This is a genomic window from Pseudonocardia sediminis, from assembly GCF_004217185.1.
Classification (GTDB): Bacteria; Actinomycetota; Actinomycetes; order Mycobacteriales; family Pseudonocardiaceae; genus Pseudonocardia; species Pseudonocardia sediminis.
Map to the genome: position 1 here is coordinate 1,062,528 of NZ_SHKL01000001.1, position 26,619 is coordinate 1,089,146.

The 26,619-nt window shown below is 71.8% G+C and carries 30 protein-coding genes; 11 read left to right on the forward strand and 19 right to left on the reverse strand.

Going from position 1 to position 26,619, the window contains the following annotated elements; all coding sequences use genetic code 11:
• Nucleotides 1-32 precede the first annotated feature (32 nt).
• The 5 genes from EV383_RS05195 to EV383_RS05215 form a co-directional block, all read right to left on the reverse strand.
• The gene (locus tag EV383_RS05195) at nt 33-2,066 is read right to left on the reverse strand and encodes an FUSC family protein (protein WP_130288846.1); all 2,034 of its coding nucleotides are present in this window, start codon (nt 2,064-2,066) and stop codon (nt 33-35) included.
• Nucleotides 2,063-2,500, reverse strand: coding sequence for an SRPBCC family protein (locus tag EV383_RS05200; protein ID WP_130288847.1), 438 nt, complete (start codon nt 2,498-2,500; stop codon nt 2,063-2,065). The genes EV383_RS05195 and EV383_RS05200 overlap by 4 nt, the downstream gene beginning before the upstream one ends.
• Before the next feature lie 49 nt (nt 2,501-2,549).
• Nucleotides 2,550-3,242 carry a hypothetical protein gene (locus tag EV383_RS05205; RefSeq protein WP_130288848.1) on the reverse strand — a complete coding sequence of 231 codons (693 nt, stop codon included), beginning with the start codon at nt 3,240-3,242 and terminating at the stop codon, nt 2,550-2,552.
• 104 nt (nt 3,243-3,346) lie between these two features.
• A complete protein-coding gene (locus tag EV383_RS05210; RefSeq protein ID WP_130288849.1) occupies nt 3,347-3,601 on the reverse strand; it encodes a hypothetical protein in 255 nt (84 codons plus the stop codon).
• A 37-nt stretch (nt 3,602-3,638) separates the two neighbouring features.
• Complete coding sequence (locus tag EV383_RS05215; protein ID WP_130288850.1) at nt 3,639-3,974, reverse strand: DUF6247 family protein; 336 nt, start codon at nt 3,972-3,974, stop codon at nt 3,639-3,641.
• Nucleotides 3,975-4,163: 189 nt separating this feature from the next.
• On the opposite strand from EV383_RS05215, the gene serA reads away from it, so the two are divergent.
• On the forward strand, nt 4,164-5,363 hold the full coding sequence (gene serA, locus EV383_RS05220; protein ID WP_130288851.1) for a phosphoglycerate dehydrogenase: 1,200 nt from the start codon (nt 4,164-4,166) through the stop codon (nt 5,361-5,363).
• Between the two features lie 4 nt (nt 5,364-5,367).
• On the opposite strand, the gene EV383_RS05225 is transcribed toward serA, so the two are convergent.
• On the reverse strand, nt 5,368-6,066 hold the full coding sequence (locus tag EV383_RS05225) for a LysR family substrate-binding domain-containing protein (protein WP_341273702.1): 699 nt from the start codon (nt 6,064-6,066) through the stop codon (nt 5,368-5,370).
• A 44-nt stretch (nt 6,067-6,110) separates the two neighbouring features.
• Here EV383_RS05225 and EV383_RS05230 point away from each other — a divergent pair, with 44 nt between their 5' ends.
• Entirely contained in the window at nt 6,111-6,500 is a 390-nt protein-coding gene (locus EV383_RS05230; protein WP_130288852.1) for a DUF5997 family protein, read from the forward strand.
• Nucleotides 6,501-6,596: 96 nt separating this feature from the next.
• Nucleotides 6,597-7,445: a short-chain dehydrogenase/reductase gene (locus EV383_RS05235; protein ID WP_207223441.1), complete on the forward strand. Its 849-nt coding sequence runs from the start codon at nt 6,597-6,599 to the stop codon at nt 7,443-7,445.
• A 95-nt stretch (nt 7,446-7,540) separates the two neighbouring features.
• On the opposite strand, the gene EV383_RS05240 is transcribed toward EV383_RS05235, so the two are convergent.
• From EV383_RS05240 to EV383_RS05255, 4 genes are all read right to left on the reverse strand, one after another.
• Nucleotides 7,541-8,770: a PucR family transcriptional regulator gene (locus EV383_RS05240; RefSeq protein WP_242622907.1), complete on the reverse strand. Its 1,230-nt coding sequence runs from the start codon at nt 8,768-8,770 to the stop codon at nt 7,541-7,543.
• Nucleotides 8,771-8,871: 101 nt separating this feature from the next.
• Nucleotides 8,872-10,284 (reverse strand): fatty acid desaturase, encoded by a 1,413-nt coding sequence (locus EV383_RS05245; RefSeq protein ID WP_130288854.1) that lies wholly within the window; start codon nt 10,282-10,284, stop codon nt 8,872-8,874.
• A 217-nt stretch (nt 10,285-10,501) separates the two neighbouring features.
• The gene (gene katG / locus EV383_RS05250) at nt 10,502-12,754 is read right to left on the reverse strand and encodes a catalase/peroxidase HPI (protein WP_423213632.1); all 2,253 of its coding nucleotides are present in this window, start codon (nt 12,752-12,754) and stop codon (nt 10,502-10,504) included.
• Nucleotides 12,747-13,205: a Fur family transcriptional regulator gene (locus EV383_RS05255; RefSeq protein WP_130288855.1), complete on the reverse strand. Its 459-nt coding sequence runs from the start codon at nt 13,203-13,205 to the stop codon at nt 12,747-12,749. Before EV383_RS05255 ends, katG begins: the two co-directional genes overlap by 8 nt.
• 526 nt (nt 13,206-13,731) lie before the next feature.
• Between EV383_RS05255 and EV383_RS05260 the strand changes: the two genes are divergently transcribed.
• Complete coding sequence (locus tag EV383_RS05260) at nt 13,732-13,917, forward strand: hypothetical protein (protein WP_130288856.1); 186 nt, start codon at nt 13,732-13,734, stop codon at nt 13,915-13,917.
• A 74-nt stretch (nt 13,918-13,991) separates the two neighbouring features.
• Nucleotides 13,992-14,519 (forward strand): Asp23/Gls24 family envelope stress response protein, encoded by a 528-nt coding sequence (locus EV383_RS05265; RefSeq protein WP_130288857.1) that lies wholly within the window; start codon nt 13,992-13,994, stop codon nt 14,517-14,519.
• A gap of 9 nt (nt 14,520-14,528) precedes the next feature.
• Here EV383_RS05265 and EV383_RS05270 read toward each other — a convergent pair whose 3' ends face one another.
• Entirely contained in the window at nt 14,529-14,981 is a 453-nt protein-coding gene (locus tag EV383_RS05270) for an MOSC domain-containing protein (protein ID WP_242622908.1), read from the reverse strand.
• Between the two features lie 113 nt (nt 14,982-15,094).
• Between EV383_RS05270 and EV383_RS05275 the strand changes: the two genes are divergently transcribed.
• Entirely contained in the window at nt 15,095-15,529 is a 435-nt protein-coding gene (locus tag EV383_RS05275; protein WP_130288858.1) for a VOC family protein, read from the forward strand.
• 19 nt (nt 15,530-15,548) lie between these two features.
• Nucleotides 15,549-16,178 carry a GntR family transcriptional regulator gene (locus EV383_RS05280; RefSeq protein WP_130288859.1) on the forward strand — a complete coding sequence of 210 codons (630 nt, stop codon included), beginning with the start codon at nt 15,549-15,551 and terminating at the stop codon, nt 16,176-16,178.
• 4 nt (nt 16,179-16,182) lie between these two features.
• Here EV383_RS05280 and EV383_RS05285 read toward each other — a convergent pair whose 3' ends face one another.
• Together EV383_RS05285 and EV383_RS05290 are read right to left on the reverse strand one after the other, a co-directional pair.
• Nucleotides 16,183-16,695, reverse strand: coding sequence for a hypothetical protein (locus EV383_RS05285; protein ID WP_130288860.1), 513 nt, complete (start codon nt 16,693-16,695; stop codon nt 16,183-16,185).
• A 295-nt stretch (nt 16,696-16,990) separates the two neighbouring features.
• The gene (locus EV383_RS05290) at nt 16,991-17,551 is read right to left on the reverse strand and encodes a VOC family protein (RefSeq protein ID WP_130288861.1); all 561 of its coding nucleotides are present in this window, start codon (nt 17,549-17,551) and stop codon (nt 16,991-16,993) included.
• Between the two features lie 120 nt (nt 17,552-17,671).
• Here EV383_RS05290 and EV383_RS05295 point away from each other — a divergent pair, with 120 nt between their 5' ends.
• The 3 genes from EV383_RS05295 to EV383_RS05305 all read left to right on the forward strand — a co-directional run bounded on the left by EV383_RS05295 (nt 17,672) and on the right by EV383_RS05305 (nt 20,731).
• A complete protein-coding gene (locus EV383_RS05295) occupies nt 17,672-18,721 on the forward strand; it encodes a uroporphyrinogen decarboxylase family protein (protein WP_130288862.1) in 1,050 nt (349 codons plus the stop codon).
• Between the two features lie 131 nt (nt 18,722-18,852).
• Nucleotides 18,853-19,314, forward strand: coding sequence for a GtrA family protein (locus EV383_RS05300; RefSeq protein ID WP_242622909.1), 462 nt, complete (start codon nt 18,853-18,855; stop codon nt 19,312-19,314).
• A 46-nt stretch (nt 19,315-19,360) separates the two neighbouring features.
• Nucleotides 19,361-20,731, forward strand: a complete 1,371-nt coding sequence (locus tag EV383_RS05305) for a mycothione reductase (RefSeq protein ID WP_130288863.1) — start codon at nt 19,361-19,363, stop codon at nt 20,729-20,731.
• A gap of 43 nt (nt 20,732-20,774) precedes the next feature.
• Here EV383_RS05305 and paaE read toward each other — a convergent pair whose 3' ends face one another.
• From paaE to paaA, 5 genes are read right to left on the reverse strand one after another with little or no spacing between them, the layout of a single operon-like run.
• Complete coding sequence (gene paaE, locus EV383_RS05310; protein ID WP_242622910.1) at nt 20,775-21,980, reverse strand: 1,2-phenylacetyl-CoA epoxidase subunit PaaE; 1,206 nt, start codon at nt 21,978-21,980, stop codon at nt 20,775-20,777.
• The gene (gene paaD, locus EV383_RS05315; RefSeq protein WP_278044810.1) at nt 21,981-22,487 is read right to left on the reverse strand and encodes a 1,2-phenylacetyl-CoA epoxidase subunit PaaD; all 507 of its coding nucleotides are present in this window, start codon (nt 22,485-22,487) and stop codon (nt 21,981-21,983) included. It abuts the gene before it with no gap.
• The gene (gene paaC, locus EV383_RS05320) at nt 22,484-23,386 is read right to left on the reverse strand and encodes a 1,2-phenylacetyl-CoA epoxidase subunit PaaC (RefSeq protein WP_130293935.1); all 903 of its coding nucleotides are present in this window, start codon (nt 23,384-23,386) and stop codon (nt 22,484-22,486) included. The genes paaD and paaC overlap by 4 nt, the downstream gene beginning before the upstream one ends.
• A 41-nt stretch (nt 23,387-23,427) precedes the next feature.
• Complete coding sequence (paaB, locus tag EV383_RS05325) at nt 23,428-23,805, reverse strand: 1,2-phenylacetyl-CoA epoxidase subunit PaaB (RefSeq protein WP_130288865.1); 378 nt, start codon at nt 23,803-23,805, stop codon at nt 23,428-23,430.
• Nucleotides 23,802-24,773 carry a 1,2-phenylacetyl-CoA epoxidase subunit PaaA gene (gene paaA, locus EV383_RS05330; protein ID WP_130293937.1) on the reverse strand — a complete coding sequence of 324 codons (972 nt, stop codon included), beginning with the start codon at nt 24,771-24,773 and terminating at the stop codon, nt 23,802-23,804. The genes paaB and paaA overlap by 4 nt, the downstream gene beginning before the upstream one ends.
• A gap of 475 nt (nt 24,774-25,248) precedes the next feature.
• Here paaA and EV383_RS05335 point away from each other — a divergent pair, with 475 nt between their 5' ends.
• Nucleotides 25,249-26,070: a DUF559 domain-containing protein gene (locus EV383_RS05335; RefSeq protein WP_165438241.1), complete on the forward strand. Its 822-nt coding sequence runs from the start codon at nt 25,249-25,251 to the stop codon at nt 26,068-26,070.
• 126 nt (nt 26,071-26,196) lie between these two features.
• Here EV383_RS05335 and EV383_RS05340 read toward each other — a convergent pair whose 3' ends face one another.
• Nucleotides 26,197-26,610: a GNAT family N-acetyltransferase gene (locus EV383_RS05340; protein ID WP_130288867.1), complete on the reverse strand. Its 414-nt coding sequence runs from the start codon at nt 26,608-26,610 to the stop codon at nt 26,197-26,199.
• Between the last annotated feature and the right edge of the window lie 9 nt (nt 26,611-26,619).

A 26,619-nucleotide genomic window follows, 5' to 3' on the forward strand; every position in this document is an offset into this window, starting at 1 on the left:
CGCCGTCGGAGTTCCCCGCGTTCTCCGCGACGTCACGTGCGGCGCCGTGCAGGTCGGGGTTTGACATCCCGGCGGTCGAGCCCTCGCCCTCCGACGACACCGGGGTGGCGGTGTCGTCGTCGGTCTCGTCCTCGGACTTGTCGGGGGTCGCGTTGAAGCGCTTGTCGTCGGCCATGACGGTTCCTTTCGCAGAGGTGCAGGCCGCCTTCCCTCCGCGGGGTGACGCAAACTCGGTGCGCCTCCCGGGCCGCTACGACCGTTCGTGCTTCTCCCGGGGGAGCGTGGCGAGCAGGTGCGCCTCCGCGTCGCGGACCCGGCTCGGCCAGGCCCGCCACCATCGGTTCGAGGACGGCGAGCCGGCCCGTCGCGGCGTCGTCGCCGGTGGCCGGCCCCGCGCCGTCGAGAGTGGCGCCGAGACGCGCCGGCCCGGCGTCGGGGTCGAGCGCGGTCGCGGTGCCGAGGACCGACAGGTCGCGCAGCGCGGTGCGGAACCGGTCGAGGTCGGCGAGCCGGTCGTCGTCGAGCTTCTCGCGGTCGGGGGTGAGGTCCGCGCGGGCCTGCGTCGCCCTCCGCTGCAGGGCGAGCGTGTCGGCGTCGCGGGAACGACCGGGGTCGGCCAGCGCCCGGAGGGCGGCGACGGTCGCGGTCCGGGCGGTGACGATCCGTCCGCGCAGCGGCTCCGGCCGCAGGCCGGGGACCACGGCGAACCCCACGACCACGCCGACGACGACCGCGGCCAGCGTCAGGACCGCGTACTCGACGAGCGTGCGGCCCGGGTCGAGGTGTCGCAGGGAGGTGTTGAACCCGACCGTCACGCACACCATGAACGTGTAGGCGAGCGCCGGGCGGGCGGTCATGTTCCACAGCCCGGCGACGAGGGCGACGCCGGCGACCGCGAGCAGGTAGCCGGCCGGTACGAACAGCAGGATCAGCACCGTCAGGACCGCGCCGGCGACCAGGCCGACGACCCGCGGCCGGGCCTTGTCGAACGTCTCCCGCCAGCTGGCCTGCAGGATCCCGAACGTCGTCAGCAGCGCGGTCACCACGAGCGGGTCGCCGGGCGGGAGGTAGGCCGTGAGCACCAGGACCAGCAGCAGCCCGAACGCGGTGCGCACCGCGTGCCGCAGCTGGATCGAGCGCAGCCGCAGCGTGGGCCGCCGCAGCGCGTCGCGCACCCGGCGGTGCCGGTCGGTGTCCAGCGGCACACGGTCGGGACGCCGGTCGGCCGACGCCCGCTCGACGGCGTCGAGTGCGGCCGCGGCGTCGGCGAGGAACCCGGCCGGAGCCGGTCCGGCCGCGTCGTCGACGCTCCCGGGCTTCTTCGCGCGCAGGCGCTCAGCGACGTCGTGGGCGCGGGCGCGGATCCCGGTGAGAGCCTCCCCGGTGGCGTCCTCCGGATCGGGCCGGTCGGTCGCCTCGGCCGAGTGCAGCGCCAGGCGGTAGCGGGACGCGGCGCCGAGCGCCTCACCGAGCCAGCGGCGGAGGCCGTCGGAGAGCCAGGTGTCGAACGCGGCCTCCAGGGCGGGGGAGTCGGAGTCCAGGACGTCGGCGACCTTCTCCCGCGTCGGCTTCGACGGGTCCGCCACCCCGAAGAGGACACGCAGCACGACCGCGATCGCGAGACCCGTCACCGCGGCGACGACGACCTGCCACGGCCCGGCCGGGCCGGTCAGGGCCATGCCGTAGGCGAACAGCGTCACCATCCCCAGCCCGAGACCGACGGTGACGAATCGCGGTCCCCGGACCGGCAGCAGCGCCGCGACGAACACGATCACGACGACGACCGCGATCGCCGCGGGCCGCGAGATCTCGCTCAGCAGCCGCGGCACGATCGCTGAGAACAGCAGCACCGGGCTCACGACGGCGGCCAGGCGCAGGTCCGGGCGCAGCGGTCCGCCGAGGAAGGCGATCAGCGAGAACAGCGCGACGAACCCGCCCACGACCGACGCCGGCCCGGCTCCCACCGCGGACCCGACGACGAAGGTGGGGATCAGCGCCACGGAGAACAGGAGCAGCATGAAGGGACTGCCCCCGGACTTCGCGGGTGCGCCGCCCGCAGTGCTCACTGCAGCTTGTTCACAGCGGTCGTCATCTTGGGGACCAGCTCGTCGCCGAGGCGGTCGAACTCCTTCTTCATGAACGGGTCCGCGAGCTTCGCGAGACCGTGGAACACCACCTCGGACCGGTAGGTGATCGACGTGCCGCCGTCGTCGAGCGGGGTGAACGTGACGGTGTCGGTCGAGGTCGCGGTCTTGTTCCGCCCGACGAAGACCAGCCGGTCGTCGGCGATGTCCTCGAGCCGGTAGACCAGGGTCGTGTTCTTGCCGCGGAACTCCGAGGTGTTGCGCCACTCGGTCCCGAGCCCCACCGGACCGTCGGTGATCTTCACGCAGGTGACGGTGCCCGGGTCCCACTCCTCCGCCCGTGCGAAGTCCTTCAGGTACTCGACGACCGTGGGGAGGGCCGGGCGGACGGTGAGGGTGCGGGAGACGTCGACCATGAACCCAGTCTGGCCGAGGCCGGCCGGTCGTGCGCAGCCCCGGTGATGATCACGCCTCGATCTGCCCGGCGACGCGCTGCTCGATCTGCGCCCGCATGCTCTGCGGCAGCACCATCAGGCCTTCGAGTTCCTTCTGCGCCCGCCGATAGGCGTTCTGGCGCTCCTGCGGCGTGGCCGCACCGTCCATCGCCAGCCGCAGCAGGCTCTGCGCCCGCACCAGGTGCTCCTGCTCGTCGAGGGAGAACCCGCCGCGTCGACGCCGTTTCGCCTCGGCCTCCGCGACGTCGAAGGCGATCACATAGGCGTGCACGGCCTCGCGGTACTCGTCCTGGGCGTGCCGGTCCCCGACGAGGGACTGCGGGTCCGACGGCCGGAGCAGGTCGGCGCGGCGCCGGGCCTTGTGGAAGTCGACCGTGAGGGGTTCGCGCATGTCCGTCATCATCGGGAAGTCGAGAAGGGTGACGGGGTCGATCTCGTAGGCGAACCAGGCGGCGTCGGTCCGATCGTGCTCGGCGACCGACTTGTCGATCTGACGGCGTTGCGTCTTCTCGTCGGAATTGTCCTGGGCTCTCGCCTGTGCAATCGCGATCTTCGTTTCCTGCTTGATCCGGTAGCGCTCCTGACGTCGCACGACGCGCCGTTCGTTGGCCGCCGCGACCGCCTTCACCGCGCCGCCGATGGTGCCGCCGAAAACGAAGAACAACCACCAGTTGTGCGAGAGGAAATCGAGCACCGGGGCCATGGGTCAATGATGCACCTCGCCGCCCGGACGTCGCCGGTCTTCGTCGCCCCGGCTCTCGGGAAAGAAGTACTCATCGTCCAGTGACGTCGACGCACCCGGCGGTGTCATCCCGTCCAGGTGATCAGGACGACGTCGACGCGGTGGTCCCGCTCCAGGATCAGGTAGGTGATGATTCCGCCGGTTCCGAACGGCAGGTTGCGCACCGGTCCGTCCGGGTTGCGTTCGGCGTCGACCGGCGGCCCGAGCCAGGGGTCGATCGTCATGAGCGTGAACGCCTCGGCGAGGGCAGCGAGCGCGTCGTGGGGCAGGACATCGATGGACGCGTGCGCCGCCGGGTCGATGTCCAGCGCGTAGGTCATGGACCGGGACGGCCGGTTCTCAGCCGCCGACGGACGTTCACCCCGGCAGACCGAGCTCGACCTTGAGCTGACTCCATGGAACGGCTCCTGCAGCCCGCTCGCCGGTCCGCAGTCGCTCTCCCGACGAGTGCAACATCGCTCGGTAGGTGTCCACGCCGTGCGCTGCGGTGACCGTCGCCGTCATACGCCATGCCGCGAGTGCCTTCTCGACCTCGGACAGGTCGAAGGTCTCCGTCGCCTGCTTCATCAGCCGTCGCCACTGCTGTTCGAAGGCTGTCGCGTCCTCGGGAGCCAGCGCATCGCGGATCTGCGCCGGTGTCGCGTCGGCGAAGGACGCAGCCCGCGGAGCAGGTTCGGGAACAGCCGCTGTCATGGGTCCACGGTAGCGGTCACCCCCGACAACGATCGGGAACCAGCGCCGCGCGCGAAGCGACCGAGTGCCGGCGGTCGCGCAATCGGCCACCTCACCCTGGTCGCGTCGTCGCAGGTCGGAGGCGTGGCGGGCGATGCCGCCCCGGAACGGGGCCCGAGGACACGACGGGCCCGGTCTACGCTGCGGTGCGTGAAGGTTCTCCTGCTGGAAAACATCCATCCGACCGCAGCAGAGGCGTTCCGGGACGCGGGCTTCGACGTGGAGACGCGCGCGGGTTCGCTGAGCGGCGACGAGCTCGCCGACGCTCTGTCGGGAGTGTCCCTGCTCGGGATCCGTTCCAACACCAAGATCACCGCCGACGTGCTCGAGGCGGGCAAGGACCTCCTCGCGGTGGGGTGCTTCTGCATCGGTACCAACCAGGTCGACCTCGACGCCGCCGTCGACCGCGGCATCGGCGTGTTCAACGCGCCGTTCTCCAACACCCGCAGCGTCGTCGAGCTGGTGCTCGGCGAGATCATCTCGCTGGCCCGCCGTCTGCCGGACAAGACCCAGCGCATGCACGAGGGCGTCTGGGACAAGTCCGCCCAGGGCAGCCACGAGATCCGTGGACGGACGCTCGGCATCGTCGGCTACGGCAACATCGGTACCCAGCTGTCCAACGTCGCCGAGGCCGTCGGCCTGCGGGTGATCTTCTACGACACCGCGGACCGCCTCGCCCACGGCAACGCCCGGCGGGTCCCGACCCTGGACGACCTGCTGGCCCGGTCCGACTTCGTCAGCCTGCACGTCGACGGGCGGCCCGGGAACGCGGGACTGTTCGGCGCCGAGCAGTTCGCGACGATGAAGCCCGGGTCGGTGTTCATCAACGCCTCGCGCGGGATGGTCGTCGACGACGTCTCGCTGCGGGAGAACATCCTGTCCGGGCACATCTCCGGAGCCGCGATCGACGTGTTCCCGGTCGAGCCGAAGGCGCAGGGCGACGTGTTCGAGTCACCGCTGCGCGGCCTCGACAACGTCATCCTCACCCCGCACGTCGGCGGGTCGACGCAGGAGGCGCAGGAGGAGATCGGGTACTTCGTGTCCAAGAAGCTGCTCGGCTTCGTCTCCGGGGGAGGCACGGCGCTGTCGGTGAACCTGCCGGAGGTGGCGCCGTCGCGGCCGGGTGGCGCGTTCCGGACGGGTTACCTGCACACCAGCGAGCCCGGCGTCCTGGCCGGCATCAACCGGCTGCTCGCCGACGCCGGGGTCAACGTCGTCGGCCAGTCGCTGTCGACCCGGGGCGAGCACGGCTACGTCCTCACCGACACCGACGCGCCGCTCTCCGAGGAGACGCTGTCCGAGCTGCGCAGGGCCCCGCAGACGGTGTGGCTGCGCTCCTGGTCGCTCTGACCCGTCAGCGGCGGCGCGGGGCCGGACGGCGTCGGGAGGCGCCCTTCTTCGACGGGACGGGGCGTCCCGATGACGGGGCGTCCTCCCGGCGGGGGGTGCGAGAGCTGTTGACCGTGCGCCCGCGGACGATCCCGATGAACTCCTCCATCAGGTCGGTGTTCTCCGCGTCCGGCCAGGCGAGGACCACACCCGACCCCGGCGCGTCGGTCAGCGGCCGGTAGGTGAGATCGCGGCGGTGGTGCAGGCGGGCCAGCGACTGCGGGACGACCAGCAGCCCGACGCCCGCGGCGACCAGCTCGACCGCGTCGGCCGTCGTCGCGGGGTCGGAGGTGGCCGGGCGTCCCGGGCGCTCGTCCGGCCACGGGAGCGTGTCGTCCTGCGGGCGCAGGACGGTCTCGTCGGCCAGGTCCGCGAGCGTGATCTCCTCGGCCGCGGTGACGACGTGCTCCTTCGGCACGACGGCCACGGTGGTCTCGGTGTAGAGCGGGATCGCGTGCAGCCCGTCCCGGTCGATCGGCAGCCGGACCACGCCGGCGTCCACCGCGCCGGTGCGGATCAGGTCCACCGCATCGTCCGTGGTCGCCGCGACGAGCTCGAGATGGACTCCCGGGCGGCGCTCGGCCCACATCCGCGCCCACTTGCCCGGCGTGACGCCCGGGACGTAGCCGAGCCGGAAGGATGCGCTGTCGCCGGTCTCGCTCACCGGCCCAGGCTATCGGCCGGATCGCCGGCGATATCCTTGCGCACATGACGCGGCAGAGGTCGACCCAGACGATGAAGCCCGCGACGGCGGCGAAGAAGCTCGGCGTGCACCTCGATGCGACGCCCGAGGAGTTCCGCGCCGGGGTCGTCTCCCGTGACGAGCTCGACGCCCTGCAGGCCGAGCCGCCGGAGTGGCTGCGCGAGCTGCGGGCGAACGGCCCGCACCCCCGCCCGGTCGTCGCGGACCGGCTCGGCGTGTCGATCTCCGGCCTGGCCCGCGCCGAGATCACCGAGCCGCTGACGACAGCCCAGATCGCGGCCATCAAGGAGGAACAGCCCGAGTGGCTGCGCCGCGAGCGCAACACCCGCGCCGAGTCCCAGCGCGCGGAGGCGCGGCTGCAGGCCGAGAAGTCCGGGAACAAGCCAGCCCGGTGACCGGTCGGGCCCGGCCCTTTCCGAATGATCCCCGGTGAAGTGAGAAGATCGACTTCTCGCGGTCGGCGCGGGCCCGGACCCTCCAGGAGCACCCCCGTGAGCAGCCACCACCCGGTCGCCGGCCGGACCGTCCTGATCACCGGGGCCGCCGGCGGGATCGGCACCGCCACCGCGCGGGCGCTGTACGCCCGCGGCGCGCGGGTCGTGCTCACCGACCGCACACGGGACGACGTCGCGCCGCTCGCCGCCGAGCTCGGGTCCCGGGCGCTGGCGGTCGCCGCGGACGTCACCGACCACGACTCGGTCCGCGCCGCCGTCGACGCCGCGGTCGCGGAGTTCGGCTCCCTCGACGTCGTGTTCGCCAACGCCGGGATCGCCGGTCGGCCGGGCACCGTCGCCGCGGGCGACCCGGACGAGTTCGAACGCGTCGTCGACGTCGACCTGCTGGGGGTCTGGCGGACGGTCCGCGCCGCGCTGCCGCACGTCATCGCCGCGCGGGGCTACGTGCTGTGCTGCGCGTCGATCTACGGCTTCGTCAACGGCGTCGTGAACACGCCGTACGCGATGTCCAAGGCGGGCGTCGAGCAGCTCGGCCGCGCGCTGCGGGTCGAACTCGCGATCCACGGGGCGAGTGCCGGCGTGCTGGCTCCCGGCTGGATCCGCACGCCGATCGCCGACGTCGCCTTCGGCGGGGACCCGGTGGTCAGCGCCCTGCGCCGGCGCGCCTACCCGGGCCCGCTCGGCAACGCGATCTCCCCGGACCGGGTCGCCACCGCCGCCGTGCGCGGTATCGAGCGGCGCGCGGCGCGGATCGTGGTGCCCCGCCGGTGGGCGCCGGTCTCGGCCCTGCGCGGTCTCGTCAACCCGGTCCTGGACGGATGGCTCGAACGCGACGCGACGATCCAGCGGGCGATCCGGCAACTCGACGAGCCCCGCCGCCCCTGACCCACCCCCGGGTCCAGCCCCCACCACCGCACGAACGGAGCTCTCGTCCACTCCCGCTGCGCGAGTGGAGCTCTCGTCCAGCCTGTCGGAGGCGCTCAGCCGGCAGCCGGGCGGAGCACCGTGGAGCCGAGCAGGCGCGTGGCCAGCAGCGCGACCTCGACGTCGATCCGGGCGTCGGAGAGCGGGCGGCCGCGCATCTGCTCGGCCTTGCGGATCCGGTAGACGATCGTGTTCTTGTGCAGGTGGAGCTCGGTCGCGGCGGCGGCGAGGCTGCCGCCGTGGGACAGGTAGACCCACAGCGTCTCGCGCAGCCGGGCGGCGGCCTCGTCGTCGTCGGCCAGTCCGCCGAGCGCGGACTGCACCCATGGCGCCGCGGACCCCGGGTCGGCGGCGAGCAGGGCCAGCGGGCCGAGGTCGGCGGAGGTGGTGGCGCGCAGCCGGTGGTCCGGGTCGGCGGCCACGGCGATCCGCTGGGCCGCGGCCGCCTGCTGGTGGCTGAGCCGGAACCCGGCCAGGCCCGGAGCCGGGTCGCCGAGCGCGGCCCAGGTCCCGGCGACGAGCACGTCCGCGACCGCGTCCGTCCGGTTCTGCATCGCCGTCCCGTCCGGCGAGGGGACCGGGAACCACCCCCACAGCGCCGACGCGTCCGGCGCCACGACCAGTGGCGGGCGGTTGCAGCGCAGCGCGGCCGCCACCTCCGGGACGAGGCCCTCGAGGCGGGCGAGCCGCTCGTCCTCGTCGACGTCGGTGCCGCACCAGAGGACGACGCCGACGTGGGTGGTGGTGAGGTCGTAGCCCAGCGCGCTGCCGTCGTCGCCGGACTCGGCCGACCGCGACGAGAGCAGCGCGGTGACGGTGGCGAGCCGCGCGGTGTTGCGCCGGCGGATCCAGCTGTCACGCTCGGTCTGGTAGGCGGCGACGACCTCCTCGGAGACCGCGTCGATCACGCTGAACGTGACCGACGCCAGGTCCCGGGCCGCCGCGGCGACCTCGCCGCCGTCGGCGGAGGCGTCGGCGATCGCGCCGATCAGCTCCTGCTGGAACGAGGCCTGCCCCAGCCGGTAGGCGCGCAGCATCACCGAGATCGGGACGCCCCGCTGGGCGAGCCGACGGGCCAGTTCGAGCGCGGCCTCCGGCGCCCGGACCGCGTCGGCCGGTGATCCCGTGCCGAGGGTGGTCAGGGCGGCGACGACCATGTCGCTCACCGTCGTGGTCAGGACGTCGCGCACGTGCGGGTCACCGGCGAGGTCGGGGAGCGCGGTCGCGATCTCCTCCAGCACGGCCGCGACGACGGCGGTGGTGTCGGCCATCTGCCGTTCCGCCACGCGGGAAAGGGTGTCCGACACCGATGAGGGCACCCGCGGACGGTACTCCGGAGACGACGCCGCCCCGGTCCCCGTAGCGGGACCGGGGCGGTGTGTCGGGCTCAGGCCTCCGCGTTCGCGAGCGGGATGAAGTCGACCTTGTCCCGGACCCCGCAGTCGGGGCAGGTCCAGTCGTCGGGAACGTCGGCCCAGGCCGTGCCGGCGGCGAAGCCCTCCAGCTCGTTGCCCTCGGCGACGACGTAGGTGTGGCCGCAGCCCGGGCAGCGGGCGGCCGCGACGTCGTCACCGGCGATCGGGGCCACGGTGTCCGCCGCGACGGTCCCGGCCGAGGTGCCCGGCACGGGGTAGCGGGCGAGCAGCTTCTCGCGCTTGCGCGGCTGCAGATTGGCCAGGCGCAGGTCGCCCTCGTAGTGGGAGACGACCAGCGGGTCCATCACCCGGTAGAACAGCGGCGGGATCACCGCGAGCGCCATCATCCCGGTGTAGCCGGTGGGCAGGACGGGGCTCTCGGAGAAGTCGCGCAGGGTCTGGAAGCGCCGGGTCGGGTTCGCGTGGTGGTCGCTGTGGCGCTGCAGGTGGTAGAGCAGCACGTTGGTCGCGATGTTGTTGGAGTTCCACGAGTGCGCCGGGGTGACCCGCTCGAAGCGGCGACGGTCCGGCGGGCCGACCTTCTGGCGGAGCATGCCGTAGTGCTCCATGTAGTTGACGAGCTCGAGCAGCGTGAAGCCGAAGACGGCCTGGATCACCAGGTAGGGCAGGATCGCGACGCCGAACACCGCGATCAGCACGCCCCACAGCACCGCGGACATCAGCCAGGCGTTGATCACGTCGTTGCGCAGGCGAAACGGGTGCTTGTCGCGGCGGGCGAACCGCTTGCGCTCGACCCGCCACGCGCTGGCGACCGAGCCGACGACGGTGCGCGGCCAGAACGCCCAGAAGCTCTCGCCCATCCTGCTCGACGCCGGGTCCTCGGGCGTGGCGACGCGGACGTGGTGGCCGCGGTTGTGCTCGATGTAGAAGTGGCCGTAGAAGCACTGCGCCAGCGCGATCCGGGCCAGCCAGCGCTCGGAGGACTCCTTCTTGTGGCCCAGCTCGTGCGCGGTGTTGATGCCGATGCCGGCGACCGAGCCCAGCGTCATCGCCAGTCCGACCATGCCGAACACCCCCGCGTCCTGGGTCGCGATGAACCACATCCCCAGGACCAGGCCCGCGTACTGGATCGGCAGGTACGCGTAGGTGATCCAGCGGTAGTAACGGTCCTCCTCCAGAGCCTCCATGACCTCGTCCGGCGGGTTCGAGTGGTCGCGCCCGGCGAACAGGTCGATCAGTGGCACCACGACGAGCACGATCACCGGGCCGAGCCACAGCGCGACCTCGAGGCCGGTGGCGGCGTAGAGGCCCATCGCCAGGAACGGCAGCAACGGGACCACGAGACCCAGCATCCAGAGATGGCGCTTGCCGTCGTGCCAGGTCGACCGGCCGTCGACCGGTGTGTCCAGTGCGTAGGTCTTCATGGAGTCCTCTCCGTCGCAGAGCCCGACGTCGTCGTCGGACCTGGCCGACTGATCAACAGGGACGCTACGAGCGGGGAGGAGCGGTGCCATCGGGCCGCGGAACGAACCGCGGCGCTCCGGTTGTGCGACCGGCACAACGGCGCCGGGTACGACGACGACAGCCCCGGCCGGAGAACCGGCCGGGGCTGTCGTGGGGTGGTGCTGCTACGAGGTCAGATCAGAGCGCGACGTCGTAACGGTCGGCGTTCATGACCTTGGTCCACGCGGCGACGAAGTCGTTGACGAACTTCTCCTTCGCGTCGTCGGAGGCGTAGACCTCCGCGACGGCGCGCAGCTCGGAGTTCGAGCCGAACACCAGGTCGGCCCGGGTGCCGGTCCACGTGACCGCACCGGAGGCGTCGACGGCCTCGAACGAGTCGTCGTCACCGGCGACCGAACGCCACTGCACGGCCGGGCCGAGCAGGTTGGTGAAGAAGTCGTTGGTCAGCGTGCCGACGGAGTCGGTGAACACGCCGGCCGTCGAGCCACCGGCGTTGGCGCCCAGCACACGCAGGCCGCCGACCAGCACGGTCATCTCCGGGGCGGTGACGCCGAGCAGGTTCGCCCGGTCGACGAGCAGGAACTCGCCGGGCAGGGTGTGGCCCTTGCCGCGGTAGTTCCGGAAGCCGTCGGCCGTCGGCTCCAGGTAGGAGAACGACTCGGTGTCGGTCTTCTCCTGGGTGGCGTCGGTGCGGCCCGGGGTGAACGGCACGGAGACGTTCTGCCCGGCGTCCTTCGCGGCCTTCTCGACGGCGGCGGAGCCGGCGAGGACGACCAGGTCGGCGAAGGAGATCTTCTTCCCGCCGGTCAGCGAGCCGTTGACGTCGGACTGGATCGACTCCAGCTTCGAGATCACGGTGCGCAGGGTGTCCGGGTCGTTGACCTCCCAGCTCACCTGCGGCTCCAGACGGATGCGACCGCCGTTGGCGCCACCGCGCTTGTCCGACTGGCGGAACGTCGAGGCCGAGGCCCAGGCGATGCTGACCAGTTCGGTGACCGACAGGCCGGACTCGAGCACCTTCGCCTTGATCGACGCGACGTCGTCGGCGGAGACGAGCTCGTGGTCCACGGCCGGGACCGGGTCCTGCCAGAGCAGCTCCTCGTTCGGGACCCAGGCGCCGAGGTAGCGGTCACGCGGGCCCATGTCGCGGTGGGTCAGCTTATACCAGGCGCGGCGGTAGGTGTCCTCGAACTCGGACGGGTTGTCGAGCCAGCGGCGGGTGATCTCGCCGTAGACCGGGTCGACGCGCATGGACACGTCGGTGACCAGCATCGTCGGCTTGCGGTTCGGCTGACCCTGCTCCGGGTCCGGGATGATCGCCTCGGCGTCCTTGGCGACGAATTGGTTCGCGCCGGCCGGCGACTTCTCCGGCACCCACTCGTAGGCGTAGAGGTGCTTGAGGTAGTCGTGGCTCCACCGGTTCGGGGTGCGGGTCCAGATGACCTCGAGGCCCGAGGTGATGGCGTCGCGGCCCTTGCCCTTGCCGAAGTTCTGCTTCCAGCCCAGGCCCTGCTCGGTGATGTCGGCGGCCTCCGGCTCGGGGCCGACGTTGCCGTTCTCGTCCGGGTTGGCGGCGCCGTGGGTCTTGCCGAGGGTGTGGCCGCCGACGATCAGCGCCGCGGTCTCCTCGTCGTTCATCGCCATCCGGCCGAAGGTCTCGCGGATGTCGCGGGCCGCGGCGATCGGGTCACCGCTCGCGTCCGGGCCCTCCGGGTTGACGTAGATCAGACCCATGTGGGAGGCGCCGAGGGGCTTCTCCAGCTCACGGGTGTTGATGTCCTTGGAGCCGCCGTACCGCGCCTCGTTGCCGAGCCACGTGCCCTCCGAGCCCCAGTAGATGTCCTCCTCGGGCTCCCAGACGTCGACGCGACCGCCGGCGAACCCGAACATCGGGAAGCCGGAGATCTCGTGGGCGCGGTTGCCCGCGAAGACGATCAGGTCGGCCCAGGAGACCTTGCGGCCCCACTTCTGCTTGACCGGCCAGAGCAGCCGGCGGGCCTTGTCCAGGTTGCCGTTGTCGGGCCAGCTGTTGAGCGGGGCGAAGCGCTGCATGCCGGCACCGGCGCCGCCGCGGCCGTCGTAGGTGCGGTAGGTGCCCGCGGAGTGCCAGGCCATCCGGATGAAGAACCCGGCGTAGCTGCCGTGGTCGGCCGGCCACCAGTCCTGCGAGGTGGTGATGACCCCGTCGACGTCGCGCGCCAGCTCGTCGAGGTCGACGGTGGCGAACTCCGCGGCGTAGTCGAACTCGCCGTGGAACGGGTCGGAGGCGGGCTGCTGGGTGCGCAGGATCTTCAGGTTGAGCTGGTTGGGCCACCAGCTCTGGTTGCTGCCGCCCTCGGTGGGGTGGGAGATGCGACCGTGGTCGATCGGGCAGCCGCCGTCCTCCTCCCTGTTCATTTCGCTCTCGACGGTGGGGTGCTGGTCAGACACGGGAATCCTTCCGGGGTGGATCGGTGCGTGTTGTGGTGGAGCAGTCGGGGCACACGCCCCAGTAGATGACCTCGGCCTCGTCGATCGTGAAGCCGTGGTCGTCGGAGGCGGTGAGGCAGGGGACCTCGCCCACCGCGCAGTCGACGTCGGCGATCGTTCCGCACGACCTGCAGACGACATGGTGGTGGTTGTCGCCCACCCGCGACTCGTAGCGCGCGGGGGAACCGGTCGGCTGGATGCGCCGCACCAGGCCGGCGGCCGTCAACGCGCGCAGCACGTCGTAGACCGCCTGGTGCGACACCTCGCCGAGATCCGCACGCACGACGCCGATGATCGAGTCCGTGTCGAGGTGCGGCTGGGAGTGCACCGCGGACAGCACCGAGAGTCGAGGACGCGTCACGCGCAGGGAGGCCCCGCGCAGCATCTGCTCGAAGTTCGACGTCGTTGGCACCTGCCCGAGTCTGGACCACTTTCTGGAATCAATCAAGAACAGGTCCGGGCCCGGCGCTCCTCGGTGCGCGCGGCGGCGGTGGGGATCGGCAGGTCGGCGGCGGGGGTGACCGCTCGGCGATGCGCCGCGATCGTCTGCGCGGGAGCCGGTTTGAACTCCCGGAAGCCGGATTCCGACGGTGTCCCCGCCGTGCCGGGAGATCATCATTGCGGACGATCCCCGTGTTGCAGGAATTGTGCGGCGGGATTACCGTCGAAGACGAGGTCGAGAATCGGTCTCGGCATTATGCCCCGGTCCCGGTGTAGCGCCTTCGGTGCACATCCGGGTCAGCCGGGGCATTCGTGTTTCCCGGGTGTGTTCACAGGGTCGTACCTGCACGGATCCCGTCGGCCGGGTCGGGTGTCCGCGATGTACGTCGATTCTCGATCACCGCGGTGGCGAATCTCGAAGGCGACGCAGAATCGCCGTCGCATCGTCGCCGAAGATCTGCTCCGACCGCACCCGTTCCATCCAGCAGGAGGTTCCGTTGCAGATTCCCAAGGACAAGATCCTCGAAATGATCAAGTCGCGGGGTGACGACGCGCAGGCCGGTCAGGCCGATGCCGAGCTCCCCGACCAGGTCGACACCGAGCAGGACCAGGGCCTGCTGGAGAAGTTCGGCATCAACCCGGGCGACCTCATCGGTGGTCTGGGCAGCAAGTTCGGCCTCTGACTCCCCGGGACGGGGGTGGGGTGGGGTGGCGATCCCCCCGCTCCACCCCGCCACACGACAGCGAAGGACCCTCCATGAGCACCACTGCCTCCACCACCCCGACGATTCCCAGCCCGTCCCCGCGCACGGGTTCGCCCACGCCGCCGGCTCCCGGCGCGCTCGCGACCGGTCAGGGCAACACCCACATCGCCGACACCGTGGTCTCGAAGATCGCGGGGGTGGCGGCGCGCGAGGTGACCGGCATCCACCGTCTCGGCGGCGGCGCGGCCCGTGCGCTGGGCTCGCTGCGCGAGCGGATCCCCGGCGCCAGCACCAGCGCGAGCCAGGGTGTGAGCGTCGAGGTCGGGGAGAAGCAGGCCGCCGTCGACATCGACGTCGTCGTCGAGTACGGCGTCGCGATCTCCGACCTCGCCTCGGCGGTCCGCCGCAACGTCACGGCGGCGGTGCAGGGGATGACCGGGCTGGAGGTCGTCGAGGTCAACCTCACCGTCAACGACGTCCACCTGCCCTCCGACGACGCGGACGACTCCGGCTCCGGTAGCGGTTCGGGCAGCGGTTCCGGCAACACCGACCGTTCGTTCGCGGCACCGCGCGTCCGCTGACGCCCGGGCTCAGGCAGAGGGTCCGGCGTCCGGGAGGTCGACGGCGTCGCCGACGCCGATCGTCCCGGAGGTGAGCACCCGGCAGACCGCTCCGCCCAGGTCGTGCATGGCCCGGCGTGCCCCGTCCCCGATCACCTGGTCCATCACCCGGCACGGGGCGGCCTTGCGCACGACCTCCAGCTCGACGTCGCCGATGACGATCCGGTCGCCCGGCCGGGTGGGCACGGCGCCGTGGTCGAGGGTGACGGCCCGTCGTGTCAGCTCGGCCGGCACCGGCGCACCCCACCGGCGGGCGGCCTCGTCGAGCTGCTGACGGCTCTGCACGGAGACGTGGCGGTGCCGCGTGCCGTGGTAACGGTCGCCGACGAGTCCCGCCCCGGCCTCGGCCTCGACCCGGTCGACGGCCCGCATCGGCGCACGCCTGGCGTCCGCGATGTGCAGGGACTCGACCCGGATCGTCACCGGATCGACAGTAGGGACGGGACCGGACGGTGCGCCGTCCCGGAGCCCGGAACGAGGCGGAGGCCACGTCTCTCGTCATATGTATACATAAACTGTCTCTGTATGCTGAACGCATGACTGCAGCGCGACCGACGACCCGTCCCTGCTTCCACCTGGCGGTCCCGGTGGACGACCTGGCGAAGGCCCGTGCGTTCTACGGCGACGTGCTCGGCCTGGAGGAGGGCCGCTCGGCCGACCTCTGGGTGGACTGGAACTTCTACGGCCACCAGGTCGTCACCCACGTCGCCGAGCGCGCGGCCGCGCCCGCCCACAACCCGGTCGACGGTCACGACGTCCCGGTGCCGCACTTCGGGGCGGTCCTGGAGGTGGAGGCGTTCCACGCGCTGGCCGAGAAGCTGCGCGCGGCCGGGACCGCGTTCGTGATCGAGCCCTACCTGCGCTTCGCCGGCGAGCCGGGGGAGCAGTGGACGATGTTCTTCCACGACCCCGCGGGCAACGCGATGGAGATCAAGGCTTTCCGCGACGAGGCGCAGATCTTCGCGAAGTAGCGGGTCGAGGGGACGGGGCGTGCGGACCAAGGCCGACCACATCCACGACGCACTGCGCGAGGACATCGTCGCCGGCCGTCGTGAGCAGGGGTCGGTGCTGGACGAGGTCGAGCTCGCGGCGACGTTCGGGGCGTCCCGTACACCGGTGCGCGAGGCGTTGCGGCGGTTGCAGAGCGAGGGACTCCTGACGACCGGGAGCCGCCGGCAGATGTGCGTCGTGGACCTGTCGCAGGACCACCGCCGGGAGGTGACCCTGGTACGCGAGGCGCTGGAGACCACGGCGGCGACGCAGGCGTGCGAGCGCTGGGAGCCCGACGAGCTGGACCGGCTGCGCGTCGCCGTCCTGCGCCAGCGCCGGGTCGCCCGCGACGGTGACGTGACGACGTTCCTCGGGCTGGACGAGACGTTCCACCGCGACCTGGCCGCCGTCGCCCGGATGCCCACGCTGTCGCTGCTGCTCGACCAGCTCGGCGCGTTCGTGCGCCTGGCACGACTGGCGATCCCGACCGACGCCGTGCACATGCTCGCCCTCGCCGACGAGCACGACCACCTGATCGACCTGCTCGAACGCCGCGACGCCCCGGCCCTGCGCACCGCTCTGGGCGAGCACATCCGCAGCACCGCGCCGCGTGCCGGTGGATCGACCTGATCCCTCAGTGGATCGACTTGAGCCCGACCACGAGTCCGCCGAGTGCGACCAGGGCCACCACCAGCAGGATCCGCTTCCACCACGGCAGCGTCGTGCGGCGGACCGCGAGCAGGGCGAAGAGCCCCATGCTCGCGACGAGGACCCACACCGCCGTCCACAGAGCGGTGTGGAACGGCGGCCATCCGAGCGCGGACCCGACCAGCAGCAGCACCGGCACCGCGGAGGCCTGCAGGATCTGCCCCGAGCTGCGCAGTGCCATCAACCGCTCGTGGCCCTCGGGCCCCGTGCCGTGCGCGGCCAGGTGGGCGAGGTAGTCGGCGAACAGGCTGGCTGCCCAGAGCCCGCCGGTGGCGATCAGGACGTCGGCGACCGCGGACCACGGGCCGCCGCCGTCGGTGACGTGACGCGTGAGTACGAGCAGCGTGCTCAGGCAGGCGATGGTCCCGTAGACGCGTTCGCGCAGGATCGACGAGATCTGCGCCGGCGTCGCGCGTTCGGCCCGTTCCGCTCTCGACATCGCAGCTCCCCAGGACGGCGGCTCGGACCGGCGATCCGATCGTAGAGATCGGCGCCTCGGCGGCGATACCGGACAGGTCTGTCGCGGATCGCTGCCCGGGTGCTGATCACCGGCTCGGCGCTGCTCCGGGTCCGGGCCCTGGGCCGCGTGGCCGCCGTCGTGCTGCGGGTCGACCCGGCCGACACCGACGCGAGGCCACCGAACATCTTCTTCTCGGTGATGCCCGGCTCCGGGGTCAGGATCTCGCGGCCACCTCGACGTCGTAGGCCATCGCGGGAGTATGGCCGCAGCGGGCTCAGTCCCGGTAGGTGTTGTTGCTCGAGTGGTCGCCGCCGAGCCAGCGCTCCAGGTCCTTGCGGGCATGCGCCCGGCGGACCTCGTTGATCGCGTCGGCGTCCGGGTCGTCCACGGTGAACTCGAGCAGCAGCCCGTTCGGGTCGGTGATGTAGAGCGAGACGCAGTAGCCGTGGTCGAGCACGAACGTCTGCGGCTCGACGTAGCCGGCGTCGGCGATGCGTGTGCGGATCGCGTCCTGGTTGGCCCGGTCGGTGGCCAGGGCGATGTGCCGAAACGGCGACGGCGTCAGCTCCGGGTCGAACAGCTCCTGGTCCTCGGGGTTCGCGAACTGGAAGAACGCCAGCGCGCTGCCGTCGGCGAGGGCGAAGAACGTGTGGCAGTAGACCCGCTCGGCGCCGAAGAGCTCGTCGACCTCGGTCCAGGTGGCCACCAGCGGCATCCCGATGACGTCCTCGTAGAACGCGCGGGTGCGCTCCTGGTCCTTGGTGACGAACGCGTTGTGGTGCAGCCGGATCGGAGGGCGTCCGGTGCCGGACGGCGGAGGTGCGGTCTGTGTCATGGGGTCCTCCGGAAGACTCTGGTCACGACGCCGTGTGGCCCAGGACACTACCGTGGGATGACCGCACCTCAAGCGTCCGAACGACCCGTTCCCCTGCACCTCCCGACCGGAAGGCGACCGATGACGAGCGCTGCCGTACGCCCGCTGGCGACGTCGATCGTCGGGAGCTACCCGCAGCCCGGATGGTTGGTCGACCGCGCCCACCTCGCCGGGACCGGGCCGGCCCGCGCCCGCGACCCGCAGCTGTGGCGGCCGGACGCGGACACGATCGCCGAGGCCCAGGACGACGCCACCGCGATCGCGATCGACGCCCAGGAACGCGCCGGGCTCGACATCGTCACCGACGGCGAGGCCCGCCGGGAGTCCTACTCCAACCACTTCGCCACCGCGCTCGACGGCATCGACGTCGACGATCCCGGCACGCGGGTCGGACGCAACGGGAGGAGCCAACGCGTCCCGCGGATCGTCGGCCCGGTGACGCGCCCGCACAGCATCGAGGCCCGCGACACCGCGTTCCTGCGCGCCCGCACCGACCGGCTCGCGAAGATCACGATGCCCGGCCCGTTCACGATGTCGCAGAACGCGCAGGACGACTTCTACGGCGACGAGGAGGCGCTGGCCTTCGCCCTCGCCGACGCGTGCCACGACGAGATGCTCGACCTGTTCGCCGCCGGCGCCGACATCGTCCAGATCGACGAGCCCTACATGCAGGCCGTCCCGGACGCCGCTCGCGCCTACGGCCTGGCCGCGCTCAACCACGCCCTGCGCGACGCCCCGGGGACCACCGCGGTGCACCTGTGCTTCGGCTACGCGGCCAAGATGCCCGGACAGAAACCCAGCGGGTACTCGTTCCTGCCCGAGCTGGCCGGCTGCGTGTGCGACCACGTCTCCATCGAGAGCGCGCAGCCCGACATCGACCTCGGGGTGCTCGCCGACCTGTCGGGCAAGACGGTCGCGCTCGGCGTGATCGACCTGAGCACCGACGACGTCGAGGCGCCCGAGGTGGTCGCCGACCGCGTCCGACGGGCGCTGCGCCACCACCGCCCCGAGAAGCTCGTGCTCAGCACCGACTGCGGCATGAAGTACCTGACCCGCGCCGCCGCGGACGGGAAGATGGCCGCGATGGTCGCTGCGGCCGCCGTCCTGCGCGACGAGGTCGGGGCCGGGTAGCCGGGCTCCCGCTCCGCCGACCGGGTCGGGAGCGAGATCAAGATCGTCCGGGCGGCGTGGGGGACACCGCCGATCGGGCGAAAGAGGCCCCCGGGAGAAACCCTTCCGGGCCGGGCTGCGAAAGTCTTGACGTGGCTGCGAACGCGATCCGGGACCCGGCGACGGTTCCCACGCGCTCGGAGCGGGCCCGTCGGTCGCTCGGCCGGCTGATCCGCTACGGGATGGTCGGCGTGGCCAACGCGGCCGTCTACTACGCGACCTACCGCCTGGTGCTGGAGCCCGTCGGCTATCTCGCCGCGCACGCACTGGGCCTGGCCGTCGCGATGGTCGTCTCCTACTTCCTGCACTGCCGGTTCACGTTCTCGGTCCGCCCGACGTGGCGCCGGTTCCTGCGTTTCCCCTCGTCGCAGGCCGTCAACATCGCCGCGACGACGGTCGGCGTGGTCGCGCTCGTGCACCTCGGGGTGGGGGAGCGGGTCGCCCCGCTGGCCGCCGCGATCGTCGCCGTGCCGGTCACGTTCCTCCTGACCACGGTCGCCCTGACCGGGCGCCGCTCCGCGCGGACCACTGGCCCGGTCTCCGCCGGTCACTGAGTCGCGACGTCGAGCGGGCCGCCCGGACCCCGCTTAGGCTTCGGACGTGCGTCACCACGATCTCGTCGTCATCGGTACCGGCTCCGGCAACATGATCATCGACGAGCGGTTCGACGGCCTCGACGTCGCCGTCGTCGAGCAGACCGCGTTCGGCGGCACCTGCCTCAACGTCGGCTGCATCCCCACGAAGATGCTGGCCTACGCCGCCGAGGTCGCCCACACCGTCCGGCAGGCCTCGGACTACGGGGTGGACGCGCACGTCGACAAGGTCCGCTGGCCCGACATCCGGGACCGCGTGTTCTCCCGCCTGGACCCGATCTCCGCCGACGGGCGCAAGGGGCGCGAGGAGAGTGACAACGTCACCGTCTACCTCGGCCACGCCGAGTTCAGCGGCCCCCGCGCACTGACCGTGACCGGCGACGCCGGGACCCAGGAGTTCACCGCGGACCGGATCGTGATCGCCGCCGGCGGGCGCCCGATGGTGCCGCCACCGGTGGAGAAGTCCGGCGTGCACTACGAGACCTCGGACTCGATCATGCGGATCGATGAGATCCCGGGTCGGCTGGCGATCATCGGTGGCGGCTACATCGCGGCCGAGTTCGCACACGTGTTCGGCGGTCTCGGCGCCGAGGTGACGATCATCGACGTCGCCGACTCCCTGCTCTCCGCCCTGGACGAGACGGTCTCGGAGCGCTTCACCGAGATCGCCCGCGACCGGTTCGACGTCCGCGTCGGACGCAGTGCCGAGAAGGTCGAGTCCGCCGGTGACGGGGTGCGGCTGACGCTCGACGACGGCTCCACCGTCGAGGCGGACCGGCTCCTGGTCGCCGCGGGACGCGTGCCCAACGGGGATCGGCTGAACCTCGGCGCGGCCGGCATCGACACCCACGACGACGGCCGCATCGCCGTCGACCCCTACCTGCGCACCAGCGTGGACGGCGTGTTCGCACTCGGCGACGTCAGCTCGCCGGTGCAGCTCAAGCACTCGGCGAACCACGAGGCCACCGTGGTGCAGTACAACCTGCTGAACCCGGACGCGATGCGCGAGGTGGACCTGAACCTGGTCCCGGCGGCGGTGTTCGCCTCACCCCAGATCGGCATGATCGGGCGCACCGAGCAGCAGTGCTGCGACGAGGGCCTCGACTACCGGACCGTCGTGCAGCCCTACTCCGACGTCGCCTACGGCTGGGCGCTGGAGGACCGGACGGGGTTCTGCAAGCTCATCGCCGACCCGTCCACCGGGCAGCTCCTGGGCGCGCACGTCCTGGGGCCGCAGGCACCGACCATGGTGCAGCAGCTCGTGCAGGCGATGGCCCTGCAGGTCCCGGTCAAGCGCCTGGCCGAGGTCCAGTACTGGATCCACCCGGGGCTGACCGAGGTCCTGGAGAACGCTCTGCGGGGCCTCGACCTCGACTGACGGTCGGGGCCGAGGCGCGCTGTTCTCCCGGGCGAGGGTCGGCTCACACGTCGTAGTCGACGGTCACCTTGTCCGAGACCGGCAGGGTCTGGCAGGTCAGCACGAAACCGGCCTCGACCTCGTCGTCCTCGAGGGCGAAGTTGCGGCGCATCGTGACCTCGCCGTCGGTGACCTTCGCCCGGCACGTCCCGCACACCCCGCCCTTGCAGGCGAACGGCAGGTCGCCGCGCACCTTCTGCGCGGCGTCGAGGACGGGGACGTTGCGCGGCAGGGTGAGCTGCGTCGTGCGGCCGTTGAGCATGACCGTGACCTCGCTGCCCTCCCCGTCGAGCTCGGGCGAGTCCTCGGTGCGGTCGAGCTCGGGCGGCGGCTCGTCGACGTAGAACAGCTCGCGGTGCACCCGCTTCTTGTCCACGCCCAGGTCGGTGAGGACGGCGGTCGCGTCGTCGGTCATGCCGAGCGGGCCGCACAGCCACCAGTGGTCGACGTTCTCGACGTCGACCAGTGCCCCGAACAGGGTGCGCAGGCGGTCCGCGTCGAGGCGGCCGTTGAAGATCTCGGCCTCGGTGGGCTCGCGGGAGAGCACGTGCAGCAGGTGCAGGCGCGGACCGAACGCGTTCTTCAGGTCGGCGAGCTCCTCGGTGAACATCACCGTGTCGGTGCGCCGGTTGCCGTAGAGCAGCGTGACGTGGGTGTCGGGGTGCGCGGCCAGCAGCGACGCCGCGATCGAGAGCACCGGCGTGATGCCGGACCCGGCCGCGACCAGCCCGTGGTGCGTGCCTGCCTCCAGCTCCGGGGTGAACGACCCCGACGGCGGACCGACCTCGATCTCGTCGCCCACCTCGGCCTCGTTCACCAGCCACTCGGAGAACAGGCCGGTGTCGACGCGACGCACGCCCACCCGGGGCATCGCCCCGACCGGCGCGCAGATCGAGTACGAGCGGCGGTGCTCGCCGTCGTCGTTCCACTTCCGCAGCGTCAGGTACTGACCCGGCTTGAACGCGTACGCCTCACGCAGGTTGTCCGGGACGTCGAACGTGACCGCGACGGCGTCGTCGCAGAGACGCTCGATGCCGCGGATCGGCAGGTGGTGGAAGCCGTCGCCGGTGCTCTCGGCTCCGGCCGCCTCGGGCGCGAAGCCGGGGTCGGCCAGGACGTCGTCGATCGCGTCCTCGATCCGCAACCGCGACGACTTGCCGCGCACCATGTTGCTCCGCGCAGCCCAGGCCGCCTCGCGACGCCGGTTCACCTAGATCTCCTTCATGTGCTCGAAGGGCTCCTGACAGCTCGGGCACCGGCGCAGCGATGTGCACGCGGTCGGGCCGAAGTGCGAGAACTCCTCGGTGGTGGGAGCGCCGCAGTGCGGGCAGCGCACGTCCGGCGACGGGGCGGTCAGCGTCAGCGGGATCGGACCGGTGGCCCTCGGACCGACGCGCCCGGGCGGGGCGATGCCGGCCTCGGCGAGCTTGCGACGGCCGTCGTCGGAGATCCAGTCCGTGCTCCACGGCGGGGAGAACACCGTGCGCATCTCGACCGGCCCGTAACCGGCCGCGGACAGCGACGCGGACACGTCGTGGCGCATCTCCTCGATCGCCGGGCAGCCGGAGTAGGTCGGGGTGATCGTGACGGTCACGGCGTCGCCGTCCACGTCGACCCGGCGGATCACGCCGAGGTCGTCGAGGGTCAGCATCGGCATCTCCGGGTCGACGACGGCCGAGACGATCTCGCGCGCGTCCGCCCGCGCCGTTGCGGTCACCACGTCGCACCCGGGTGCTGGCGGGCCAGGCTCTGCATCTCGGCGAGCGCGTGGCCCAGGTGCTCGGTGTGCACGCCCTGCCGTCCGCTGCGGCCGCCGATCGTGCCGATCGCGGGCTTGTCCGGGCGGGTCAGCGTGGCCTTGCCGATGACCTCGTCGAGCACCGCGTCGAACTCCTCACGAGTGCTTGCCGGGTCGACGGCGACGCCGGCCTCGACGAGACGTCGCTCCTGCTCCGAGGTGCGGAACAGCTCGCCGACGTAGGGCCACAGCGCGTCCAGCGCGTCCTGCATCCGCCGGTGCGACTCGTCGGTGCCGTCGCCCAGGCGCAGCGTCCAGCGGGCGGCGTAGTCGCGGTGGTAGGTCAGCTCCTTGACGCCCTTGCCGGCGACCGCGGCGATCACCGGGTCGGCCGACCCGAGCAGGCGGTGCAGCAGCGCGAGACGCCACGTCGAGAAGATCAGCAGGCGGCCGATCGCGCGGGCGAAGTCCAGGTCGTCGGAGAGCTCGGCGAGACCGACGTTGCGGAACTGGGCGTCGGAGCGCAGGTAGGCCAGCGCGTCCTCGTCCCGGTTCCCACCCTCGACGTGGCCTGCGCGAGCCAGCAGCACCCGGGCCTGGCCGAGCAGGTCGAGCGCGGTGTTGGCGAGCGCGACCTCCTCCTCCAGCTCCGGAGCGTTGGAGACCCACTCCGACAGACGGTGGCTGTAGATCAGCGCATCGTCGCCGAGCATCAGGCAGTAGGCGGCGAGGTCGGCGGCGGCGACACCGTCGGGCACCGGCGCGGACACCTCGGCACCCGCCTCCTCCACGATCCCGGTGCCGAACGCCCAGCGCGGGTCGTCGTGCCCGGTCGTCTCGGACAGCGACTGGTAGGCGTTGGTGGCGTCTTCCTCCATCGCGTGGGGGCGCCGTGCTGATGGTTCGCTCGCGAGCTCGCTCACAGGTGAGGCACCTCCTCCGGGATCTGGTAGAAGGTCGGGTGCCGGTAGACCTTGTCCGCCGACGGGTCGAAGAAGGGATCCTTCTCCGCCGGGCTGGACGCGGTGATGTCGTCGGCCCGCACGACCCAGATGCTCACGCCCTCGTTGCGACGCGTGTAGACGTCGCGGGCGTTGTGCAGCGCCATCTCGTCGTCGGGGGCGTGCAGGGAGCCGACGTGCACGTGGTTGAGCCCGCGCTTACCGCGGACGAACACCTCGTACAACGGCCAGGTGCGGCGGCTCGGCCGCTCGCCCTGACCGGTCTCGACGCCGGTCGTCGGGACGGCTCCGTGCCCGCCCTCGGCGGTGACCTCTTCCTCCTCGGGGGTGTTCACGCCGCCGCCTTCCGGACCTCGTCCTTGCGCGCGGCTTGCTTGTCGGCGTAGGCCTGCGCGGCCTCACGGACCCAGGCACCGCCCTCGTGGGCGCGGCGACGGTGCGCGACGCGCTGCGCGTTGGCCGGGCCGGAGCCGGCGATGACCGCCTTGAACTCGTCCCAGTCGGGCTCGCCGTAATCGTGCGCCTGGCGCTCGTCGTTCCAGCGCAGCTCCGGATCCGGCAGCGTGACCCCGAGGGCCTCGGCCTGCGGGACACTCATGTCGACGAACCGCTGGCGCAGCTCGTCGTTGGTGTGGCGCTTGATGTTCCAGGCCATCGACTGCTGCGAGTTGGGGGAGTCCCCGTCCGGCGGGCCGAACATCATCAGCGACGGCCACCACCAGCGGTCGGTCGCCTCCTGCACCATCTGCCTCTGCGCGTCGGTGCCGTTCGCCATGGCCAGCAGCAGCTCGTAGCCCTGGCGCTGGTGGAACGACTCCTCCTTGCAGATCCGGATCATCGCCCGCGCGTACGGCCCGTAGGAGCAGCGGCAGAGCGGGACCTGGTTGCAGATCGCGGCGCCGTCGACCAGCCAGCCGATGACGCCGATGTCGGCGTAGCTCAGCGTCGGGTAGTTGAAGATCGACGAGTACTTCTGCTTGGAGTCGATGAGCTTCTCGGTGAGCTCCTCGCGGTCCACGCCCAGCGTCTCCGCCGCGGCGTAGAGGTACATCCCGTGCCCGGCCTCGTCCTGCACCTTGGCCAGCAGGATCGCCTTACGGCGCAGGCTCGGTGCCCGCAGGATCCAGTTGCCCTCGGGCTGCATGCCGATGATCTCGGAGTGCGCGTGCTGCGCGATCTGCCGGATCAGCGTCTTGCGGTAGCCCTCGGGCATCCAGTCCCGTGGCTCGATCCGCTGGTCCGCCGCGATCGTCGCGTCGAACCCCGTCTCGAGTTCACGCTCGTCCGTCAACGGCTCTGCGATCGACACTGGGCACCTCCTGGACCGAATGTTCGTTCGGCTACCAGGATGACGGACCGGAGGTCCCGACGCAAGGCCGGCCGCGCGATCCGTCGAGCGTCACGAGACGGCGGTGCGGACCACCGGAACGTGACACCCGCCGTCGCCGTCGCCGTCGCCGCCGCGACGACCGGCGACGCCACCGAGCACGCGAGCGTGGCGAAATGACGGTCGGCATCGCCGGAACGTGACTTTCGATGATGCGTCGGTGACCGGCGAGGCGGCCGACGCCCGTCGGCGTCACGCAATGGCGGTGAGCACCGCCGGAACGTGACGCTCGCCGAGGCCGCGGGCTGACGAGTCGCACGGGCTCCGGTCAGCGTCACGTCGAGGTCGCTGCGATCGCCGGAACGTGGCGCTCGATCCGATGGAACCGAATCGCCTCGGGGGCGGTCCAAGTCGTATGGACCTGACTCGACCGTTCGTCGGATCGGAAGCGGTGGCCGCCGGGGCGGTCACCCGGGCGCGACTCCGCGGGAAGGCGTTCCGCGCGCTGTTCCACGGCATCTACGTCCGCGCGCACGTGCCGGTGACGCTGGCGCTCCGGTCGGAGGCCGCCTACCTGCTGGTCGACGGAGTCGGTGCGCTCGCCGGCTACTCCGCCGCGGAGATGCTCGGCGCGTCCTGTGCTCCGATCGGCGCACCGGTGGAGGTGATCGTCCCGGGTGGCAACCGACGGTCGCAGGCCGGTCTGGTGGTCCATCGCGGTGCTCTGGCCGAGGACGAGACCGTGTACCGGGCGGGCATGCTCGTCACCTCCCCGGCGCGGGCCGCCTACGACCTCGCGCGCCGGTCGCCGAGGATCGAGGCGGTGGCCGCGATCGACGCGCTCAGTTTCCACGGCGACATCGACCCGATGCGTGTACTGGAGATCGCGGCCCGCTACCCGGGCGCTCGCGGAATCCGCGGCCTCGCCGACCTGGTGGCGCTGGCCGACCGCCGGGCGCAGTCGCCTATGGAGACCCGTCTCCGTCTGGCGCTGCACGACGGCGGCCTGCCGGCCCCGACACTTCAGCATCCGGTCGGGCCGTACTTCCTCGATCTCTGCTATCCCGACCTCCTCCTCGCGATCGAGTACAACGGCGGTCACCACCGCGAGGCGGACCAGGCCCTCTACGATCTCGACCGCGAGGCGTACGTCGTCCGGCACGGCTGGCACGTCGTCCGTCTCCCGGCGCGCGACGTTCTCGGCCGCCCCGACGTCGTCGCCGACCGGGTCCGCTACGAACGGGCCGTCCGGGCTCGATCGAGCGTCACGTAATGGCGGACCAACAGCCTTTTCGTGACGCTCGACGAACCGCCGCGGCCCGCCAGCTGGCTGAGCATCACGAAGTGGCGATCCGCGCCGCCATGTCGTGACACTCGGCGACGCGACGGGGTGGGGGCGTCAGCGGTGCAGGCGGAGGAGGCCGGCGGAGGTGGGGGACAGGCCGCAGACGTCGCCGAAGAACGGGGCGAGGTCGTCGGCGAAGTCGGCGTGCAGCCAGCTGCAGCCGGAGTCGGTGGCCTGCCGGACCGCCTCGGTGACGAGCGCGCGGCCGATGCCCCGGCGCTGACGCGAGGGGTGCACGACGACGTCGAGCAGGAACGCGTGCCCGCCGCCGTCCCAGGCGAGGTTGGCGAAGCCGGTCAGAGTGTTGCCGTCGAACGCGCCGACCCAGGACAGGCTGTGCCGTTTCAGCTGCGCCGACCACGGGCGCAGGCGCGGCGTCTCCCCGAACGCGCGGGCGTGCAACGTCGACAGGGCGACGTCGTCGATCGTGCTGCGCACCCGCAGGTCGAGAGCGGAGGGGTCGGTCACGGTGTGGCG

Bases quoted from the DNA above. Each gene is read 5' to 3' on its own strand.
- EV383_RS05200 (WP_130288847.1), bottom strand. From the start codon at position 2,500: ATGGTCGACGTCTCCCGCACCCTCACCGTCCGCCCGGCCCTCCCCACG.
- EV383_RS05205 (WP_130288848.1), bottom strand. From the start codon at position 3,242: ATGGCCCCGGTGCTCGATTTCCTCTCGCACAACTGGTGGTTGTTCTTC.
- EV383_RS05210 (WP_130288849.1), bottom strand. From the start codon at position 3,601: ATGACCTACGCGCTGGACATCGACCCGGCGGCGCACGCGTCCATCGAT.
- EV383_RS05215 (WP_130288850.1), bottom strand. From the start codon at position 3,974: ATGACAGCGGCTGTTCCCGAACCTGCTCCGCGGGCTGCGTCCTTCGCC.
- EV383_RS05230 (WP_130288852.1), top strand. From the start codon at position 6,111: ATGACGCGGCAGAGGTCGACCCAGACGATGAAGCCCGCGACGGCGGCG.
- EV383_RS05245 (WP_130288854.1), bottom strand. From the start codon at position 10,284: ATGAAGACCTACGCACTGGACACACCGGTCGACGGCCGGTCGACCTGG.
- EV383_RS05265 (WP_130288857.1), top strand. From the start codon at position 13,992: ATGAGCACCACTGCCTCCACCACCCCGACGATTCCCAGCCCGTCCCCG.
- EV383_RS05275 (WP_130288858.1), top strand. From the start codon at position 15,095: ATGACTGCAGCGCGACCGACGACCCGTCCCTGCTTCCACCTGGCGGTC.
- EV383_RS05285 (WP_130288860.1), bottom strand. From the start codon at position 16,695: ATGTCGAGAGCGGAACGGGCCGAACGCGCGACGCCGGCGCAGATCTCG.
- EV383_RS05290 (WP_130288861.1), bottom strand. From the start codon at position 17,551: ATGACACAGACCGCACCTCCGCCGTCCGGCACCGGACGCCCTCCGATC.
- EV383_RS05295 (WP_130288862.1), top strand. From the start codon at position 17,672: ATGACGAGCGCTGCCGTACGCCCGCTGGCGACGTCGATCGTCGGGAGC.
- paaC (WP_130293935.1), bottom strand. From the start codon at position 23,386: ATGGAGGAAGACGCCACCAACGCCTACCAGTCGCTGTCCGAGACGACC.